The organism is Spirochaetota bacterium, assembly GCA_040756435.1.
In the GTDB taxonomy this organism is placed as follows: Bacteria; Spirochaetota; UBA4802; order UBA4802; family UB4802; genus UBA4802.
In genome coordinates, this window is record JBFLZD010000012.1 from 1 (window position 1) to 19,491 (window position 19,491).

18 protein-coding genes and 1 tRNA gene are annotated in these 19,491 nt (G+C 37.1%); 4 read left to right on the forward strand and 15 right to left on the reverse strand.

The features are described from left to right. Nucleotides 1-293: 293 nt before the first annotated feature. The 15 genes from AB1444_05100 to AB1444_05170 all read right to left on the reverse strand — a co-directional run bounded on the left by AB1444_05100 (nucleotide 294) and on the right by AB1444_05170 (nucleotide 13,255). The gene (locus AB1444_05100; protein ID MEW6526032.1) at nucleotides 294-2,096 is read right to left on the reverse strand and encodes a PQQ-binding-like beta-propeller repeat protein; all 1,803 of its coding nucleotides are present in this window, start codon (nucleotides 2,094-2,096) and stop codon (nucleotides 294-296) included. Nucleotides 2,097-2,152: 56 nt separating this feature from the next. Continuing rightward, nucleotides 2,153-2,722 carry an RNA polymerase sigma factor gene (locus AB1444_05105; protein MEW6526033.1) on the reverse strand — a complete coding sequence of 190 codons (570 nt, stop codon included), beginning with the start codon at nucleotides 2,720-2,722 and terminating at the stop codon, nucleotides 2,153-2,155. A gap of 90 nt (nucleotides 2,723-2,812) precedes the next feature. Next, entirely contained in the window at nucleotides 2,813-3,154 is a 342-nt protein-coding gene (locus AB1444_05110) for a cell division protein ZapA (GenBank protein ID MEW6526034.1), read from the reverse strand. Further along, on the reverse strand, nucleotides 3,151-3,786 hold the full coding sequence (locus tag AB1444_05115; protein MEW6526035.1) for a hypothetical protein: 636 nt from the start codon (nucleotides 3,784-3,786) through the stop codon (nucleotides 3,151-3,153). Before AB1444_05115 ends, AB1444_05110 begins: the two co-directional genes overlap by 4 nt. A 262-nt stretch (nucleotides 3,787-4,048) precedes the next feature. Further along, entirely contained in the window at nucleotides 4,049-4,975 is a 927-nt protein-coding gene (locus tag AB1444_05120) for a hypothetical protein (GenBank protein ID MEW6526036.1), read from the reverse strand. Between the two features lie 14 nt (nucleotides 4,976-4,989). Further along, on the reverse strand, nucleotides 4,990-5,346 hold the full coding sequence (rplT, locus tag AB1444_05125; GenBank protein MEW6526037.1) for a 50S ribosomal protein L20: 357 nt from the start codon (nucleotides 5,344-5,346) through the stop codon (nucleotides 4,990-4,992). 18 nt (nucleotides 5,347-5,364) lie between these two features. Then, the gene (gene rpmI / locus AB1444_05130; GenBank protein MEW6526038.1) at nucleotides 5,365-5,562 is read right to left on the reverse strand and encodes a 50S ribosomal protein L35; all 198 of its coding nucleotides are present in this window, start codon (nucleotides 5,560-5,562) and stop codon (nucleotides 5,365-5,367) included. A 17-nt stretch (nucleotides 5,563-5,579) separates the two neighbouring features. After that, nucleotides 5,580-6,137 (reverse strand): translation initiation factor IF-3, encoded by a 558-nt coding sequence (gene infC / locus AB1444_05135; GenBank protein ID MEW6526039.1) that lies wholly within the window; start codon nucleotides 6,135-6,137, stop codon nucleotides 5,580-5,582. A 239-nt stretch (nucleotides 6,138-6,376) separates the two neighbouring features. Next, the gene (gene thrS / locus AB1444_05140) at nucleotides 6,377-8,281 is read right to left on the reverse strand and encodes a threonine--tRNA ligase (GenBank protein MEW6526040.1); all 1,905 of its coding nucleotides are present in this window, start codon (nucleotides 8,279-8,281) and stop codon (nucleotides 6,377-6,379) included. A 26-nt stretch (nucleotides 8,282-8,307) separates the two neighbouring features. After that, nucleotides 8,308-8,382: transfer RNA gene (locus AB1444_05145), tRNA-Val, on the reverse strand. A gap of 59 nt (nucleotides 8,383-8,441) precedes the next feature. Next, nucleotides 8,442-8,846 carry a hypothetical protein gene (locus AB1444_05150; protein MEW6526041.1) on the reverse strand — a complete coding sequence of 135 codons (405 nt, stop codon included), beginning with the start codon at nucleotides 8,844-8,846 and terminating at the stop codon, nucleotides 8,442-8,444. A 14-nt stretch (nucleotides 8,847-8,860) separates the two neighbouring features. Beyond that, nucleotides 8,861-9,688, reverse strand: coding sequence for an SDR family oxidoreductase (locus tag AB1444_05155; GenBank protein ID MEW6526042.1), 828 nt, complete (start codon nucleotides 9,686-9,688; stop codon nucleotides 8,861-8,863). A gap of 193 nt (nucleotides 9,689-9,881) precedes the next feature. Then, entirely contained in the window at nucleotides 9,882-10,886 is a 1,005-nt protein-coding gene (locus AB1444_05160; GenBank protein MEW6526043.1) for an NAD-dependent epimerase/dehydratase family protein, read from the reverse strand. A gap of 300 nt (nucleotides 10,887-11,186) precedes the next feature. Continuing rightward, nucleotides 11,187-12,230 (reverse strand): radical SAM protein, encoded by a 1,044-nt coding sequence (locus AB1444_05165; GenBank protein MEW6526044.1) that lies wholly within the window; start codon nucleotides 12,228-12,230, stop codon nucleotides 11,187-11,189. 14 nt (nucleotides 12,231-12,244) lie between these two features. Next, nucleotides 12,245-13,255 carry a hypothetical protein gene (locus AB1444_05170; protein ID MEW6526045.1) on the reverse strand — a complete coding sequence of 337 codons (1,011 nt, stop codon included), beginning with the start codon at nucleotides 13,253-13,255 and terminating at the stop codon, nucleotides 12,245-12,247. Between the two features lie 175 nt (nucleotides 13,256-13,430). Here AB1444_05170 and AB1444_05175 point away from each other — a divergent pair, with 175 nt between their 5' ends. From AB1444_05175 to AB1444_05190, 4 genes are all read left to right on the forward strand, one after another. Beyond that, entirely contained in the window at nucleotides 13,431-13,646 is a 216-nt protein-coding gene (locus tag AB1444_05175; protein ID MEW6526046.1) for a hypothetical protein, read from the forward strand. A 120-nt stretch (nucleotides 13,647-13,766) separates the two neighbouring features. Next, on the forward strand, nucleotides 13,767-16,931 hold the full coding sequence (locus tag AB1444_05180; GenBank protein MEW6526047.1) for a SpoIIE family protein phosphatase: 3,165 nt from the start codon (nucleotides 13,767-13,769) through the stop codon (nucleotides 16,929-16,931). Between the two features lie 121 nt (nucleotides 16,932-17,052). Continuing rightward, complete coding sequence (locus tag AB1444_05185) at nucleotides 17,053-19,065, forward strand: ankyrin repeat domain-containing protein (protein ID MEW6526048.1); 2,013 nt, start codon at nucleotides 17,053-17,055, stop codon at nucleotides 19,063-19,065. An 84-nt stretch (nucleotides 19,066-19,149) separates the two neighbouring features. After that, complete coding sequence (locus AB1444_05190; protein ID MEW6526049.1) at nucleotides 19,150-19,476, forward strand: hypothetical protein; 327 nt, start codon at nucleotides 19,150-19,152, stop codon at nucleotides 19,474-19,476. Nucleotides 19,477-19,491 lie beyond the last annotated feature (15 nt).

The window sequence follows — 19,491 nt, forward strand, 5'->3', positions numbered from 1 at the left end:
GAAAATTCCTGCATGAAAATGAGTAGTAAATGGGATTTTTTAATTTTTTTCAGTATCAAGTACTTAAAATAAAAAAAAAGGCCGTCCCATAGTTTGTTTTGAGACGGCCCCTATATTCATTATGAAAATTTTTAAGGAATTATTACTGAAAAAGTTTAGTACCTTTGTCACAGAATATTGTAGCCTTTTATTATGAACAGTATTTAAAGGTATTCAATAAAAAAACTAATTTTTATAGTAATGTCCATCATTTTTGTTAGTAGAAATTTGCAGTTTGACAACAATTTTGTAATTTATAACCGCAAGGCAAGGAAGCTGTTTCCTGAGCGAATATAAACTGTTTTAGGTGTTACTGACAGTATTTCAGTATTTCTGGTAGGTAACGTATACGACCATAATACTTCACCGCTATCAGAAATTTGATAAAAAACATTCTCAGCTATACAGACAATTCCCTTTGAGGTATATTGTAATGAATGTATTTCTTTGCCGGGATTTATACGCCACTCTAACGTTCCGTTAGTTGTGATTTTACCTAATGTACCCTTAGCGGTTGCAAATACTATCCCTTGAGGATGTTCTACTGCTGCCACTATCTCACTGTCGTCATGTCTCCATATAATTTCATCCCGTAAAAGATGAATTTTTTGGATAGAAGCAGGTGTTACTATATATATTTCAGGGTAACGGGCAAAAATACCATTATCCAGAACCTTCCCAATATGTTTCCTGTAAATGCTGACACCTAACACAATATCTATTGCATACAGATATCCATCAGCAGTTACGACACATACCATCTGACCAAATGAAATGGGCCTTGAAACAATTGGAGCATTGCAATCAACCCTGTGCAGTATCTTGCCATTTTTACTAATAAAATACAGTAAGCCTTTTGTGGTTGGAATTACCAGTTTATCACGTATCTGGACAATACTATCGCCAATACTATTCCCTTCAATTTCTATGGCCCATTTACTGTTGCCTTTTGTATCAAGAGCCTGCAACATTTTACTCTGAAAAATAATAAAATCATCCCATATATATGGTTTAGATAATGGATAAAAATCCTGCGTCCATTTTATAAGATTATTCTCACAATAATAGATGCTGTTATTTGTTGTTACAACTACAGCATTCCTGAATGGCGTGATAGAAACAATAGGATAAAGATCATTAATACTGGAAGGTTTTTCCTCATCAATGACAACTTCACTCACATCCTGATTAAGCGCATGAAGGACGTTTATCGCTTTTTCATCTGCTACGGATACAGGAATCGATTCCTGAATTGCTTCATCCAGTGATACCTTTTTTTCTCTAATAGCTTTTTGTATGGTTCTCAGTGTACGGGTATCGATAACACAGGATTTTCCTCCATCAACCACAACACCTGTAATATCTTCCTGTTGGCTATCCTGTAAGCGTGGCGATAGAATCACCTTGCCATCAAGCACAACCAGTTTGGTTGACTGGCTATCGGATTTTACCAGAAAAGAAGTTCCGCGAATACCTGCAACTGCAGTTTTTGTTTTTACTAAAACACTATCTCCTTTTTGCAATTTCTGCACTGTTGCATAAAGTATACCTTTATCCATTGAAGTAGCAAGCGATAGCACCTGTTTTTGTTGCAGAGAATCAAGTGAAACTTTAGAATTTGCGTCAATATGTAATGTTGCTGAGCCAATCTCTATTACCGCCATTGAGCTTTTATCACATACAATAATATCAGATTGCAACACTTCCATACCGTTGGTAAGATGAATATTTTCCTTACCCCTTTGTATCATAACATTGCCAACAACAGCTTTACATAGTGCATGCGATTGAGCAGGTTTTTCCATAAAGCGGTTAAAAAGTACAATACCAAATATAACAATAGCAGCTACTCCTGCCGCAACAACTGAAAGTATCTGTTTTGAATATGATTTTGATGTTCTTGACTGTTCAATGATATCGTTATACGTACCTGTGTCACGCAAGGCAGGTAATGATGATTGCCAGTTATGCAGTAATGTAAACAAAGCATCTGCCGAATCACCGGCATACCCGGCTATTTCTGAATACAGTTCTTTATCATCAGCCCATCTATTCATAACAATCCTATAATCACAGTATATCTCTCTTTCAACACCCAGTTATACATGAAATGTTATATGGCTCCCCTTTTTTTAAGAAAGTCCGTGATATACATGATAGCTCTTTCCATACGCCATTTTGCAGTGCGTTCTGAAATATTTAAAATTGTTGCAATATCACTATATTGCAATTGCTGCCCAAACCGTAACAGGAATACTTCCCTAAATTTATCAGTTAATGTATCAACAGCTAAAGAAAACTCTTGAGCCAATTCATTATCAATGATATGTTCTTCAGGTGTTTTTACCCCTTCTGCCTGTATCAGACGCTGTTCTTCCCTTTCAATCATGGTATCAGTTTTACGTACTTTATACCTGTGATTCTTGGCACAATTAATTGCAATCTTATAGATCCATGAAGAAAATGTGCGCGTAATATCAAACTTATGCAAATGCCTGTAAGCTCTTATAAATACATCGTGCATAAGATCTATTGCGTCTTCCTCATTGTAAACATAGCTATATAACAGCTTAAAAATACGTTCAGAATAACGCTGGTAAAGCTCTTCAAATGCCTGGTCATTGCCATCAATCACACACTTAACCAATTCTTCATCTGTCAGAGCTTTAAAAGTTTGACTCATTGTTATTAGTATATATCACTGGAATGTAGTAAAAGTGCAATGCAGGTAAAATTTTTTTTGGATATTTATTATTTCATTCATACTATCTATTTATAGATGCTGACGGGGTTTCCCGGATATACTGAAAACATCTCCAATCAACCCCTCGTCAAGCATTGAAATGAGCATATTGGTTTTTTCACGGATTTCATCAGTTGCCATATACTCAGATTCTTTAATCTGAAAGAGTTCGTCCGCAATATTTAGCGCAGCAAGGATTGCAATCTGCAGTGGGCTTGCATTTGTTATGTTGTTTGCAACATCATCCATTTTTGCGTTAACAAAATCAGCAACTCTTGCTATATAATCAGCTGATGCATCTCCTTCGATTGTATAAACCTGCCCCAGTATGGTTACTTTTACCTTATTGGGATTATGCACACCTGATATCATTTTTCATCATCCTCAATAATTATAAAATCTTCATCATCAGAAATTTTGTCTTTTGATTCTTTCTTTTCCGTTGTTTCTTCATCAATGATTATCAAATCCCCATCAACATCATCAATAACTATCTCTTCATCTGTATCATCCAGTAATACGATTTCATCTTCTTCTGTTGGGAGGGTTTCAACTTCCACATCACCCTTTGAGCCTTGCGTATCATCAATAATGATAATATCCTCTTCTTCTGGTTTCTCTTCCAGAAATTCCTCTACAGGTTTTGGTTCAGGGCGTTGTGGTTTTGGTTGCTCTGGCTGCGGCTCTGGTTTTGCGTCAAATGCAGGAGCTTTACCCGATTTTAATGTATCAAGTTTACCCAGCATTTCAATAATCTTCTTTTCCAGCACTTCCTCGCGCTGCTTAATCTGATAAAGCTCATTGGTAGCATTCTCTATCTCCTTTTTAAGCCGTGCTATTTCCTGCTCCTTTTCTTCTAAGCTCAGACGCGCTTCTTCAGCCTGTACTTTTAGCGATTCATTATCTGATTCTAACTTGGCATTTTCGGCTCTAAGATCTCCAATAAGCTGTAATGCTTTTATAATCCTGCTTTCAAGCTCCTCTAATTGCTGCATTGTAATCATGAGAAAATCCTCCCGAATTAATCATTTTATAAAAGTTTTACTGTATTAAATGTCGGCACAAAAAAAACATCAATAAACTAAAATATTATACCATTCATCTAAAAAAAAAATCAGCATACTTTTAAAAATACTCAATAACTCTGGCAACCGTTTACATTGACTGACAAACAATGTACCAGGTTACCCTTTACATCAGTAACAATAAAGTATAATCATCACAGTATAAAATCAAGAGAATTTTTTTAATTTTTATTATAAAAAATTACCATACCGATGCTACCTCTATCCCAATTGCATAACGCAGGGAATAATTATAATCTTGCAATGCATTGTATACTAATCCAGAACCAATGTATGTTTTTTCACTAAAAAAATACCGGACACCTAAAGAAATAACCAGAAAGAGTGTATCATTATATCCTTTATACAAAACAGGCAATCCATGCTCTCCATATACAGAGCTGTTATTAATCCTATCTCCTACACAAAAGGATACATACGGTATCACAGGGTATATCTCATAAACAAAAGTTAAAGAAAAAGAGCCTATATCATCTGATAATTTTTTGTAATAAAGCATACTATCTTTTTTCCATGGGTTTAAACCAAATAAGCTGCTCCAGGTACTTGAACGAGTTACATTAAACGTAAGCCCTTCAAATACCGATTCACCAGGTTCGGGTATAAATGTATAACAGCCGGAAAATAGTAGAGTCATTGCATGTTTATTATATGCAGCCACAAAATGTAATGAAAATGTTGTAAATCCTAACTCGGTAGGAAAGGTTTTTTCATTAAAATATGCATCGGGAGCGGTTGGTAATCCCAATTCAATGAGCATACCTGATGCCACAGTATTCCATAACAGCCCAAAACTGTGCCAGATACCAATTGCGCAATCTCCTATGGTATTGTTCGATAGTTCATGCAGAGTGGGCTGTAACAGTGAAGCAGAAAACCTGATATCAGTCCCGGGCACTATGCCTGTTTGCATGTGCATGGTTTCTTTGCTATATGTTGATTTTGTTTGAATTACATCTATACCTAAATACCCTTCAATTGAACCCTCATCAACAGTATACATTGAAGGTGTTAATGGCCTGCCGGTAGCCTGGTTATTGGAGATAGTTACCATAAAAACAAAAAGCGCCACAATAATGGCGCTTGTAATTTCTTGTTTGAATAGCATAATCAATTACATTACTATGCAGCTTTGTTGGTTACCTTTTCAACAATTGCTTTGAAAGCATTGGTATCGCTAACTGCAAGTTCAGCCAGCATTTTACGATCAATAAGGATATTGGCTTTCTTCATACCGTCAATGAGGCGGCTGTATGAAATACCATAAAGCCGTGCAGCGGCATTAATGCGCATAATCCATAATGCCCTGAAATCTCGCTTTTTACGCCTTCTATCCTTATACGAATTCTGCAACTTTTTTCTGCGGGCATCTTTTGCAGTTCGCCACAGGTTTTTACGTGCACCGTAAAAACCTTTAACATCTTTCAATATCTTTTCTCGTCTTTTATGATGAACCTTACCTGTTGTTGCTCGTGGCATAATGTGTACCTCACTGTATTATGAATATGGCAGTAATCGCGCAAAACGCTTTGCATCTGAATCAGATACATATGAAGCCTTTCTCAACGCACGTTTGCGCTTTGGGCTTTTTGATTCCAATAGATGGCTTTTCCATCCTTTTGCACGTTTTATCTTGCCAGTAGCTGTCACTTTAAAACGCTTCTTTGCTCCACTGCTGGTTTTTAACTTGGGCATCGTATACCTCTCTTCACTTATTGGTTATTGTGCTCCTGAATCCGCTTCTTCTGTGCAGCTGACATTGGAGCCATTATCATGGTTATATTTCTGCCTTCTTTTGAAGGATTAGTTTCTACTAACGCTACATCTTCTAAAGCCTGTTTCACATCTTCCAACACCTTGAATCCCAAATCGCTATGCACCACTTCCCTTCCTCTGAACATGACAGTGAATTTTACCTTATTGCCTTCCTCAATGAATTCACGTGCGTGGCGCACCTTATGTTGAAAATCATGTATATCAATAGAAGGTCTAAATTTAATCTCTTTTACCTGAATGACCTTCTGTTTCTTTTTGGCTTCTTTGGCTTTTTTGATTTGCTCAAATTTGAATTTGCTGTAATCTATGATTTTCACAACTGGTGGATCCTGATTGGGCGATATTTCAACTAAATCCAGCCCTTTATCCTGCGCTTTCTGTAATGCTTCCTGTAATGGAATTACCTGTGGCCCACCATCTTCGCCAACTAAACGAACCATAGAGGCTCGTATCTCCTCATTTACCCTGAAACGCTTGGTATCAACCCGGTCTATGTTACCCTCCTTACACTTTTTCTATACACAAAATTTATAAACTAATTGATATACTATATACCGTAGTATAGGAAATATTTCAACGAAAAAATTTTCCACATCTTATCACTGTTATATATTAATCAACAACAATTTGTACAAAAACACAAAAAATATTATCTTATGCACTGCACCCTTAGGTTACTAAAAGTAGGGTGAATGAACACATCTTCATATTCTGATCACAAGATTACACACACCTATTGTTTATCAGCTATCTGCCTCTGAATGAATGTAATAAAATCTTCCGTTTTCATTGTTTCAGGCTTCTGCTCGCCTCGTTTACGCACAGCAATAGTATTTTCCTGCATTTCCCTGCCACCAATAACACCTATATAGGGAACTTTCTGTTCAATAGCATCACGTATCTTATATTTTATTGTCTCATCACGCAGATCAGTTTTAGCCCGTATTCCCTGCAAGAGCAGTTTCTTGGCCAGATCTCTTGTATAATCAGCCTGTTCAGGCCCCACATTGACCAGGATTACCTGTACTGGCGACAACCATACAGGAAACCTCCCGGCATAATGTTCGGTTAAAATGCCTATGAAGCGCTCCATTGATCCTAACAGTGCCCTGTGTATCATGTACGGCCGGTGCTTCTGTGCATCGCTACCAATATAGTAAAGGTCAAACCGATCAGGAAGATTGAAATCAAACTGTATGGTGGTCATCTGCCATTCACGGCCCAATGCATCTTTTACTTTAAGGTCAATTTTTGGCCCATAGAATGCTCCACCACCTTCATCAACTTCTATATCCAGCTTTTCAGCCTCTACAGCTTTTTTTAACGATTCCTGTGCATCTATCCATCGGCTACTATCGCCCACTGATTTTTCAGGTTTTGTTGCTAAATATGCTTTGATATTGGAAAATCCCAACACCTTCCACATATACAGTGAAAAACGTAACACCTCGCGTACTTCATCTTCCATTTGTTCAGGAGTACAGAAGATATGCGCATCATCCTGCGTAAACCCGCGCACGCGCAGCAATCCGTGCAACACGCCCGACTTTTCATACCGGTACACTGTGCCAAGCTCTGCCCACCGCAGCGGCAGATCCCTGTAGGAGTGCAGGCTGGTTTGATAAATCTTGATATGGAAGGGACAGTTCATTGGTTTTATATAGTAGTCATTGCCATCAATATCCATGGGCGAATACATATTTTCTTTGTAGAAATCTAAATGCCCTGATGTTTCCCACAATGTTGCACGCCCAATATGTGGTGTATATAATATCTCATAGCCATTTTTAAAGTGCTCGTCACGCCACCACTGTTCTAAGATTGCCCTTAGCCTTCCACCCTTTGGATGCCAGTAAATAAGACCACCGCCTGCATCCTCGTGAATGCTGAATAAATCTAACTCCTTACCTAATATCCTGTGATCGCGCTTTTTTATTTCCTCTAAGAAAGCTAAGTGCTCTTTAAGCATCTTTTCATCAGGAAAAGCAACACCATAAATGCGCTGCAGCATCTTGTTTTTTTCATCACCACGCCAGTAGGCACCAGCAATACTTAAAAGCTTAAACGCTTTGATGTAGCCGGTACTGGGAAGATGCGGTCCACGGCATAGATCAACAAAATCGCCCTGTTCATATAATGAAACAATTTCGTCCGATAGTTCCTGTAACAGTTCAACTTTATAGATTTCACCTAACGTTGAAAATAAATCTATGGCATCCTTTCGCGATAATTCTTTGCGGATAATGGGTATATCCTCAGTAACTATCTGCTTCATTACCTCTTCTATTTTTTCTAAATCTTCCTGGGTAAAACCGCCGGGTTTATCAAAATCATAGTAAAAACCCGTGTCGATAGCAGGACCAATAGATACCTTCACTTCAGGGAAAAGCCGTTTTACTGCCTGAGCCATAAGGTGCGATGCAGAATGCCAGAACACATCCCTTCCTTCAGGGCTATCAAATGAAACAAGCTCAACCTGTGTGGTGCCGCTTACAGGCGTTCGGAGATCTTTCAGTGCCCCGTTTATTCTGGCTGCAACAGGTTTACTCTTTCCATTAAGCTGGGCAACAACGTCAAGCAGCGTTTTGCCATCCTGTATTTCCAGTGTTTTCCCGTTTTGTAACTGTACCGTTGCCATTTTTAAAAGCCTTTATAATAAAAAATTGGGCGATACTGGAGTTGAACCAGTGACCTCCTGCGTGTCGAGCAGGCGCTCTAACCAGGCTGAGCTAATCGCCCATAAAAAATAGTAATTACTTTTAAGGATGCAATGTAAATACGAAAGAGCTTGTTACCTGTCAAGACTTTTTCATAAATTCACGCTGTAGTGACAGTATAGCACACAATCCAAAAACCACACACCAAATATTAATAAATGCGTTGAGCACTCCATCCATTACTGTGATTGTGTACATGCCATTCTGCCAGTTGAACGCCATATCAAGTAACCCTAAAAATATCAATCCACCACTTGCCGGTAAAAGTAGTACCAGTGAGGCTACCCCTTTTTTTATTGCTAGCATGCCACCTATAATTAACGATATGGCCAATACTGTATCAGGCACGGGGAAGGAATGTTCATAGGCAAAATAGCATGCTGGCGGATTTTCCGGAGCAAGCCCTACCGTGAAAAAGGCAATCCAGAATAAAAGGATCCCTATCCCGGTAACTATCGCCAAATATGCTGTTGTTTTTAATGACATAAAACCTCCTGTTATTATTTTTTACCCTTTTTCTTTTGCACCTTTTTTATTTGACTATCCATTACTGCTTCAACAAGCCACGGAGCATACCGTTTAGCAATCCAGGTAAATTTACTATCACCGTTTGCAAGGATAATAAATTTTTTCTTTTTCATGCCTTTAAGCAAGGCCTGTGCCACTTCATCGGGTGTCATAAGCTTTGCCGATTTAGATATTTCTTTGGTTTCATCAGGCTTTGTTTTATTTTCAACTTCAAAGCCAGGAGTGTCGGTGTCAGGGGGACAGAGCACCGATACGGTAATGTTATATGGCTTTAATTCACTGCGCAATACCTCTGAAAAACCTACAATAGCAAATTTTGATGCGCTATAATCGGCATATCCAAACACACCCACAAGCCCTGCTACCGATGAGGTATTAACGATATATCCTCCTTTTTGTTTCATGTGCGGCACCATAAATGAACAGGTATTCCATATTCCAAAGAGATTTATTTTCATGGTTTCTTCAAACTGCTTATAGCTTATATCTTCAAAATACTTTGGATAGGCCCTGCCAGCACAATTGATGAGAATATCACATGAGTCAAACTGACGTAAAGCCTGCGTAAAAACTTTTTTAACCTGTGCATTGTCTGCAACATCGCACTGATACCAGGCAAAGCGCTGTCCATGGCGCTTTTTTGCCTGTTCAATTTGTTTCATTGCTTCTTCAAGGCGCACACGGTTGCGGGCAAAGATAGCAATATTGGCTCCCTGCCCTGAAAGAAGCTTGGCTACTGAAAGGCCTATACCACTTGAGCCGCCTGTGATAAAGACTGTTTTACCTGCAAAATTTTCCATAGTAACTATCTCCTCTGAAAATATGATTTTATAAATGTCATTACGAACTAGATCAGGAATTACAATACCGTCATTCCGAACTGGATTCGGAATCTCTCATTGATTTGAGTTCCTGAATCAAGTTCAGGATGACTTTGCATATATTTTATTTTCATCACGTTTGATCTTTTGTGCCATAATCATGAGAAACGTTTTACTTTGTCTTCAATGATTCAAGGTCAAGGCTTTTCAGCCACTGCATGGTGCGCGTAAAGCCTTCCTGAAAAGAGATTTTTGGTACCCAGCCCAACTCCCGTTTTGCCTTATCAATGCTGAATTGCAGGCGCGACCCTAAATTTTTTACGGTATACGTGGTGAGTAGAGGACGCTTTTCTATAGCAAATAATTTCCATAACGATTCCATGACCACAGCTGCCATATATGCTGTCCAGTAGGGTATATGGGTTTTGATGGGTTTAACACCTAAAGCATTGGCAATACCTTCGCAAAATTTTTGCAACGTAACGCTTTCTCCATCATGCACCAGATAGCCATTACCAATAGCGCGTTTATCAACGGCAATCAACAATAGTAAATCTACAAGATTTTCAACATAGGTTGGCCACACCAGTACATCTTTGCGCCAGAAGATAAGCTCGCGTTTGATAATGGCATCCGCTAAAAGCGGCACAAATGTCTGGTCACCAGGTCCATACACCCAACAAGGGTATACCATGGTTACGGGGAGCTTTTTTTCACGATGGTAGCGCCACATCACTTCTTCGGCTTTGATTTTATAATCAGGATAGGGTTCCCCCCAGGGTTCAAGCGGGAAGGATTCATCCATAACCACATCTTCTCGCAGGCCAAATACATCATTGGTGGAAATATCAACAAGGCGCTTAACCTTTGCCCATACTGCAGCTTCACAAACATTCTTTGCTCCACCTACGGTAACCTCTTCAAAAAGCTTTTGCGGTGCCCAGTCAGTCACCACAGCAGCACAGTTAAATACCACATCGCAACCGTTTACTGCTTTTTTAACAGATTCAAGATCCCTGATATCACCCTGCACAACCTCTACTTTATTCTTTTTTAGTTCCGGAATTTTGGGGTCGTTGGGTAATACCAGTGTCTTTACTGAATGCTTTTTTGCCAGCAATGCTTTAACTAAATTTCCTCCAATAAAACCAGTTGCACCAGTAACACATGCTTTCATTGAAAACCTCCTTGAATGTATTATTTTTTGGATATCTTTTTTTCATCAGGTTTGATGTTATGTTTCATTATAGTGGAAACAATTTATTTCATTTTTTAAACTATCTATAGTCATATTCAAAATTTCAAGTAAAATATATGCTTTTTGCTTGCATTTGTTTACTTTACGAAAGTTGCCAAAATCTGTATGCAGGCAAGTGAGTTTGATTGAGAGCATATTGATGCTCTGACCCTCTTTTTTCTTTTGTAGTGATATTTATGGCATTGTATAACTGCATAAAAAGTAATAGCACAGAGTTAGTTACCATATGCTATCAAGCACACGTTTACAATAGGGAATATTTTCATTCATATCCCTGAAAGGCTCTGATAGGTGCTTCATCCCTGCTTTACGACATATAGCCTCATATTTACATAAAGAACATATTGTAGCATCTTTTCCAACTGTGTCCATATAATCCTGGGATGAAATGATACGAATAATTTCACCCGGGCTGTATACTCCTAATGATTGATGTATGGAATGAGCTACCGTAATGCGTTTATCAGCCAATATTGTGATTTTCCCTGGTCTTACCAGTTGTGGTGTATTGCAAAACCATGGCAATTGTAATATGTGAGCTGCAACTGTTGCAAGAGGGTTTTCAAGCAATGAAACATTAAAACCATATACATTTAACATAGAAACCATTTTTACTAATGATAGAAAATCATCAGGTGATAACAATTCATTGGATATATCAAAACCATTATTGGCAACACGAATAAGTTGTATTAAGGTAATTTCCTTTATACCTGGAAATTTCTTGTATGCCCATTGTATAAAATGTGGTACATGTGGTAAAAGGCTTTTTCCAATCACGCAGAAAAGATATACTGGAATAGTATGGTATAGTGCCATTTCAATCCCTTGTGTTGTTTTAACAAAAGAATTATAACCACGGAAAGTATCATGTATTGCTTCAAATCCCAATAAGCTGATAGAAAGATTCAATTCTTTTATAGATTCAAGTTGCTGTAATGTTTTACAATCTAACAAAAATCCATTTGTATTTAAAAAAATTGACTCATAACCCATTGAAATAGCATCTTTTAAAATATCAAAAAGATATCCCCACAATAGTGGTTCACCTCCTGTTATATGGAGATGTCGATAGCCAATTTCGTAACCTTCCATTAGTATGGAGAATACTGTTTCAAAATCAAGATCATGATATTCAATACAACCAGATCGTACAAAGCAATAGGTACAGTTACTGGTACATCGTGAGGTAACTTCAATTGAAAGGTTTTCTTTCTTTACAGCTTCCAGAATTTCAGATGGTATAGAATTAATCGCTGACATTGCATTCTCCACTATCAACTTCTATCTATCCCCTGAACAAAATGAACAAGTAATTTCATTATTTCATCTGAAAGGCCAGGAAGGCCAATATCTTCCACATGTTTTGCAGCAGTTTTTAATTCCTTAATAATCCTTTTTTTAAGAATAGGGATGACACCTGAATCCTGTATCATTTCTTCAAGCATATTGATGTTATCATTTTTATGCTCTGGTATATTTTCCCCTTCAATTACGGTGGTTCCTATTTTTAAAAATTCATTCCAGCGACAACGCACTTCCCCGGGCAGGCTAAGAGTCACTGCAGAATTCCGTCCATTATTCAGATCATCCATCATGTCCTGGATATCATCATATATCCGCCAGGCTAAACCAAAACTCTCAAGTGAATTTTTGACACTTTCTTCCATAGATATGTCCCCTGCTAATTCTACAGCAAGCAGTGGGACAATAAGCCCCGTAGCCATTTGATCCCTGAAAATATGTAGATATTCTTCCAGGTCATCAATGACTTTATACGTGATCATACTTGCATAATATCTATCCAGACAGCTATTGACTATCTCCTCCCCTTTATGAATAATTGGGCATAAAATTGAAATAGAATCCCAGAATAGTTTCCATGCCTGACTTCGGATCAGGAGAGTCAAATGATCTGGTACAACCTGGCCATCATTAATATGATTATCTAATGAATGAAGGAACATAACCATTGCATGAGCTATCGCAGCACGATACATAAACTCCTGTTTAACCTGTGTATCTGTACTCCTTGTTATGATATGAGGAATAATTGACCATATAGGTGAATAATAATTCCTGAAAAAATCCATATTTTCACCAGGCTCAATACCGGTATGTTGTATAAAGAAGATCATTGCAGATGTTTGAACTGAACGGGGCAGAGAACGTACAAGGGTAATTATTGCATCGTTCAAAAGCACATAGAAAAATGCTCTGTATTCTTCACAAATGCTCCCATTTTTGGCATAAGCATGCGAATGTTCATTATCATCCCATGATTGCATGAAGGACACCTATGAATTTTGAATGAAATAGTAATCTATAATATTAAAAACCGTAAACTTTTTTTTGACAATCAATAATTCTATTTTTCTTAGATATGATAAAATTTTGATTGATTTATTTCAGTATATCTACTCTATTTTAGAGCATAAAAAATGTATCAGGAGGTAACCAATCATGGCAGATTTTATTGATTTTATTGCAAAAGAAGCAGGGAATCGTGACGTTGGAAAGAAATTCATTGAGCTACTAAAAAAAGGTGATGCAGCAGAACTAAAGAGTTTTTTTGATTCAATTGATTATACTGGTGTATCACTTGATGATTGCAAAACTTTAATTAATAATAGACAGAATATTATTAATTCAACTGAAACAAATCTTAAGGATTATTAAATTGTGATTGTTTTTTACAGAATATTTATAGTATTATCATTTTTGCTCTTTGCATTTCATACTCCAGTTTTGCCATTTGATCTTAAGGAAGATCATGTTTTTTCTTTTTCGGAAACAATTATGCCTTTACCAAAATTATGGTATTTCCGGGCTGAAGATTCAGATAGTTATAAAGAAAAAAATTTTGATCATTCTAACTGGCAGATCTGGGCTATAAATCAACCATGGCATACTCAAAAAGAATTTCGAAATTATAAGGGAAATGTTTGGTACAGGCTTGTTTTCAACTGCATTCTTTGTAATGACTATAAAGGTGACCTTGCACTGTTAGTGCCAATACATTATCGAGGAGCTCAATTTTATTTAAATGGAGTATTGGTTAAAGAAACACGTCCTTTTATAAATGGCATTTCACCACTGAAGCTTGGCAAACCTGATATTATTGTTCTTCCCCATGATATACTAAAAAATGAACACAATGTAATTGCTATACGAATGGGCTCTTTTGACTATAATTCTGGTTTTGAAGGCATACTGCACATAGGGACTCTGCCAGAAATAACTAAAAAATTTGTTCAGAATAATTTATATTACGGATTATTGTTGGGAATTAATTTATTTTTATCATTATATTTCATTATTCTCTATTACTACCGACGAAAAGAACGATTTTATCTTTATTTTTCAGGTATGGCTTTTTCATTTGCGCTATGGGCTGCAGGATATGTTGGTATCATACTATGGATTATTGACTCAAGAATTGCCTATCTTGTTTCAGCATATTGTGGTTCTGTGAGCATTGTTATTTGTGCAATTTTATTTATCCATTCCTTTTTAACATTACGATACAACCTGTTTTCAAAAATTCTTCTTTCACTATTACTGTTTTTATTAATCTACTGCACTACGGAAATCGTTATTAGAGGATTAGTTGAATCATACCGTATGTATCTATTCAGGATTTTCCTGTTAACCTGCCTGATATATATGATTTATACTGCTATTTTATGTATGTATGCAATCAGGATACGAAGACCTCATGCTGTAAAAATATTAATAGGAATTGGAACAGCTTATTTATTTATATTCTTATCAATTCTTACATGGCTTCATATTATAGATTATACCCCTTCATCAATTGAACCATTTATGGCAATGATATTTGTTTTTTCTCTTGTCCTTGCTTCACGCTATGCACAGGTATTTTCCGATCTTGAAAAAGCCCATTCAAAACTTCTTGTTCTTGATAAGATGAAAGATGATTTCCTTGCTACTACCAGCCACGAACTTAAAACCCCACTCCATGGAATAATAGGGATTGCAGAAACTATTATGGATGGTTCATGCGGACCGGTGACCGAAAAACAAATACAAAATCTGGCACTTATACGGGATGAGGCATCGCATCTCAACACAATGGTAAGTGACATCCTTGATTTCAGCAAGCTGCGTGCAGGGAAGGTTGATCTATTCCTTGAGCATATACTGGTGGAACAGGTTGCAGCAACGATTGTATCACTATTAACTCCTGAAGCTAATAAAAAGGGACTATCGCTAACAGTAAAATCTTCAGGACCCTGTGAGATAGTTGCTGACCGTACCCGCCTAAGACAGATACTCATTAACCTGGTGGGAAATGCTATTAAATTTTCAGATAAAGGCACTATTACCGTAAATGTAGAATCATATAACGAGGGTGTAATAATTTCAGTGAGCGATGAAGGCCCGGGTATAGACGATAGCGATAGAGAAAGGATATGGAATCCATTTGTACAGGCAGAAAGCGCAGACAGTCGTCATTATGGAGGTACAGGCCTTGGACTCCCAATAACAAAATATTTAGTGGAACTTCATGGTGGGTCCATTCATATTGAAAGCCAAAAAGGTAGGGGAACATCCTTCATTGTTACACTCCCAAAAGAGCCCAAAACCCGTGGTATACAAAAAATCAAACAAATTGAAGCAGAAACTGATAGCCTTGTGCTACCTCAAGAAATTGCTCCTTCATCTTTTGAACAGGATGAAGCTCTTGAAAAAATCCCATTTTTCACAAAAGCTAAAATCCTGGTTGTTGATGACGATGAGGTTAATCGCAAAGTAATTGAGGGTTTCTGTACAATAGCAGGATATGAACTAATACCTGCATACGATGGACCAACAGCTCTTGAACTTATGGAAAAACACAACATTGATCTTGTACTTCTGGATCTCATGCTTCCTGGAATGAGCGGATATGAAGTATGCCAGAAAATACGCCAGGCAGAAAAATTTATTAACATCCCCATTATTATGGTAACAGCTCGCGATAGTGCATCAGATATGGTGCGGGGTTTTGTTACCGGTGCCAATGATTACATTACCAAGCCATTTACCCGAAGTGAGCTACTCATCAGGATTGAGAATCAATTAGCCATTAAACAAATGCTGGAAATAGAGCGTTCAATTGTGCATGAACTCAATAAAGAGATGGAATTGAACAGAGGTCTTTATCAAAGAAGTATTGAGTTAAAGCAGATGGCAACGCAAATACTTTCCTGGGAGCGGGTAATCAAGGAAGATATGGAAGTTGCCAAAGTTTTCCAGAAACGTCTCATGGCATGCCCCACACATATACCAGGACTCCAATTCCATGTTATGTACCATCCATTAGCAGAGTTAAGTGGTGATGTGTATGATATTATTACACTCACTCCAGATATCATCAGGATATTTATAGCTGATGCTACCGGTCACGGGATTACTGCTTCACTTAATACTATAAAAATTCTTTCAGAGTACTCATCTGTTAAGGAAACAATGCATTCACCGCAGGATTTGCTCACCTTTCTAAACCAGCGATTCATGGAATTATTCAAGGATTATGCAATAGTTTTTACCTGCCTTATTGCTGATATTCATCTGAATGAAGGCAAACTATCAATAGTTTCAGCAGGTCACCCTCCTGCATGCGTAATATCAGATGGGATAGTTAATTTTATTAAACCCCATGGCCCAATCATTGGGCTTTCTTCCAACTATAAATATCAGCCAACAATAGTTCCTTTTAAAAAGAAAGATACAGTGCTTCTTTATACTGATGGACTGCCCGAATTCATTTATGCTCAAAGTAAAAACTTACAAGATTCTTTTAAAAATGAGTATGATAAGCTAAAAGAAATAATTGAAGGGCAAAATACTACTGGCTCATTAGAAAATCTGTGTAGATCACTTATGGGATTAAATTCTAATAGTTTTAACACATTTATCAATGACGATATAACTATCATTGCTTTTCAGAAAGAATAACTTTAGGCTCTGACCCCTTGATTGTGCAGCTTTTAAAAGGCTCTTTATAAAATATTATTTGACAGCTTATACCTTTCTGCTTTAGCATATTAATATTAAAAAATCACTAAGAAGGTTTATCATGCATTATAAACTCTCTTTAGTTAAAAATGTATTATCACAGCATATTATATCATTACGCAAAAAAAAGGTATTCATAGTATTCTATATTTTTATCACAATTTTATATGCCACCCATTTATCAGGACAATCATCTGAAAAAAAAATAAATATACTTGTATATCCTTTCACTAATTCCGGCAATGCTCAGTATTCGTGGATATCTACTGGCATGACACAATCAGTCATATCCGATCTTTCCAAAATCTCCAGCATATCTGTATTTACTGAAGAGGACAGAAAAAAAGCCATTCAAGAGATTGAATTAGGCATGACTGGTCTTGTAAAGGAAAGCGACGTTGTCAAGGTTGGCACCATTATGGGTGCGCAGCTTATATGTTCTGGTAATTATACCGTTACCGGTAACAGAATACGAGTTAACGCAAAATTGGTTTCTGTTGAAAAGGCAATTGTTGATAAAGCAATTTCTCTTGATGGTACTGTTGATAATCTTTTTGAATTGCAGGACAGGATTGTTACGGAGCTTATGTCCACTGCACAACAAACAAACATTCCCGGAACCAGGAAACCTGTTTTTACATTAAAAGATAAGGAAAATATCAAAAAATTACCTCGTCCTGATATAAAAGCATTTGAGCTGTATGCAAAAGGCCTTGAAAATTACGATACAAATCCTCAAGAAGCTTTGAAGTATTTTAACCAGGCACTTTCAATTGATACAAACTATTTTTATGCATACCTTGCTGCTGGTGGGGTATGCAGTATTCTGGGGAATCTTGACAATGCTGAAAACTATTATGCAAGAGCAGTAGAAATATTAAAAAAAGAAGGGCTTGATAACTCTTTTGAATCAGCATCTCTGTATTATACCATGGGGATTAATTTCTGGAATAGGGGCGATAGTGACCATGCAGTAACCTTTGCTGTCAAGGCATTCAATATCCTTGCAGCATTAGGTGAAGATAACTCCCGACTGGCAGCTGCCGTCCTCATGCTGTGTGGTGCAGGATATAGAACCAAGAACAGAATAGATGATGCACTCAAGTGTACTCAACAATCCATAACAATCTACGAATATCTTGATTTGCAGAATACCAGCGATTATGCATGGGGGCTTAACAATCTGGCGGTAATCCATTCAATGGTGGGAAATCACAAAAAATCTGTGGAATTGTATAAGCAATGTTTAAAGATATGGGATACTTTAGGGTTAACAGTATCAATGGGGACCGCTTATACCTATTGCCAGATTGGATATGAATATTATGTGTTGAAACAATACGAAAAAGCATACGACAATCTTATTAAAGGGAGAGATTATTGTATTAGTTTAAAACTTGATAATTCATTTAATTTTGCATATTACATGTGGTATCTTTCCCTTGTCTACAGCGAAGGTTTTGGAGACTATTGCATCGCAGCTGAATTCCTTAATACATCAGTGAATATCTTCCAAAAACAGAAAAATCCTGTTGCAAATGATGCGCAAAAATCATTGCAGGAATTAGAAAAAAAATGCGGATTTATTAGTGCAAAAAGAAAAAAAGAGGAAGAACTAATCTCTGCAGCTGTCAATGGTAATATAACAGGCGTTCAGAAGCTTATTAAAGAAAAAGTTAACATTAATGCCAGAGCATACTGGAAAGGCGAATCAGCACTGTATAACGCCGCATCTGTAGGCAATATGGACATGGTTAAATTCCTTGTTGAAAATGGTGCTGATGTTAATATTCGTATGTATAAAGGATTTACACCACTTATGGTAGCTATATATAAAGGACATTATGATGTTATCCAATATCTCCTTTCAAAAAATGCACTGGTTAATATGCCTGACTGCCGCGGAGAAACTCCATTGATGTTGGCGGTCAGTACAAATACCAGTGATAAAATTATTGAACTTCTTATAACAAAAGGCGCTGACGTCAATGCCAGGGATGATAAAGGTGAATCTGTAGTACAGAAGGCAAACTCAAAGACAGCATTAATATTACGAAAACATGGGGCAAAGTAGGTGTACAATAATTCATTTTCATAAATATAAGGGATTTTGAATTGGCTTATCCGTATTCATAACTTTTATTAAGAGGTAATCATTATGAAAAAAATGATTTTGCTTTTTTTTCTTGTTTTTGCTCTATCATTTATACTATCATTGTATGCACAAAGTACAGTTAGTGACAACTGGATACTTATGTGTTTGGATGAATGTACAAAAAACAACCCATCACATAAAGACTGCAACCAGAATTCTATTGCCTTTATTGGTGATGAGTACGTACGTGCACGAAAAGGCGAATCCTACTGGCCATCTGATGGGGGGAAAACTTTTTCATTTGCTTTCCAGGCTGCTGACCACAGGTTTTCTCAACTTAAGGAAATTTGTCCCAAAGCTGCAGATGTATTGAAACGTAGCATCTATTAAATAGATGCTGTAGCC

Excerpts from the sequence above, each read along its gene's own strand:
- rpmI (MEW6526038.1), bottom strand. The coding sequence starts at position 5,562 with ATGCCCAAGTTAAAAACCAGCAGTGGAGCAAAGAAGCGTTTTAAAGTG.
- rplT (MEW6526037.1), bottom strand. The coding sequence starts at position 5,346 with ATGCCACGAGCAACAACAGGTAAGGTTCATCATAAAAGACGAGAAAAG.
- AB1444_05150 (MEW6526041.1), bottom strand. The coding sequence starts at position 8,846 with ATGTCATTAAAAACAACAGCATATTTGGCGATAGTTACCGGGATAGGG.
- AB1444_05160 (MEW6526043.1), bottom strand. The coding sequence starts at position 10,886 with ATGAAAGCATGTGTTACTGGTGCAACTGGTTTTATTGGAGGAAATTTA.
- AB1444_05155 (MEW6526042.1), bottom strand. The coding sequence starts at position 9,688 with ATGGAAAATTTTGCAGGTAAAACAGTCTTTATCACAGGCGGCTCAAGT.
- AB1444_05105 (MEW6526033.1), bottom strand. The coding sequence starts at position 2,722 with ATGAGTCAAACTTTTAAAGCTCTGACAGATGAAGAATTGGTTAAGTGT.
- AB1444_05110 (MEW6526034.1), bottom strand. The coding sequence starts at position 3,154 with ATGATATCAGGTGTGCATAATCCCAATAAGGTAAAAGTAACCATACTG.
- AB1444_05100 (MEW6526032.1), bottom strand. The coding sequence starts at position 2,096 with ATGAATAGATGGGCTGATGATAAAGAACTGTATTCAGAAATAGCCGGG.
- AB1444_05185 (MEW6526048.1), top strand. The coding sequence starts at position 17,053 with ATGCATTATAAACTCTCTTTAGTTAAAAATGTATTATCACAGCATATT.
- AB1444_05180 (MEW6526047.1), top strand. The coding sequence starts at position 13,767 with ATGCCTTTACCAAAATTATGGTATTTCCGGGCTGAAGATTCAGATAGT.
- AB1444_05165 (MEW6526044.1), bottom strand. The coding sequence starts at position 12,230 with ATGTCAGCGATTAATTCTATACCATCTGAAATTCTGGAAGCTGTAAAG.
- AB1444_05175 (MEW6526046.1), top strand. The coding sequence starts at position 13,431 with ATGGCAGATTTTATTGATTTTATTGCAAAAGAAGCAGGGAATCGTGAC.
- AB1444_05120 (MEW6526036.1), bottom strand. The coding sequence starts at position 4,975 with ATGCTATTCAAACAAGAAATTACAAGCGCCATTATTGTGGCGCTTTTT.
- AB1444_05170 (MEW6526045.1), bottom strand. The coding sequence starts at position 13,255 with ATGCAATCATGGGATGATAATGAACATTCGCATGCTTATGCCAAAAAT.
- AB1444_05190 (MEW6526049.1), top strand. The coding sequence starts at position 19,150 with ATGAAAAAAATGATTTTGCTTTTTTTTCTTGTTTTTGCTCTATCATTT.
- AB1444_05115 (MEW6526035.1), bottom strand. The coding sequence starts at position 3,786 with ATGATTACAATGCAGCAATTAGAGGAGCTTGAAAGCAGGATTATAAAA.
- thrS (MEW6526040.1), bottom strand. The coding sequence starts at position 8,281 with ATGGCAACGGTACAGTTACAAAACGGGAAAACACTGGAAATACAGGAT.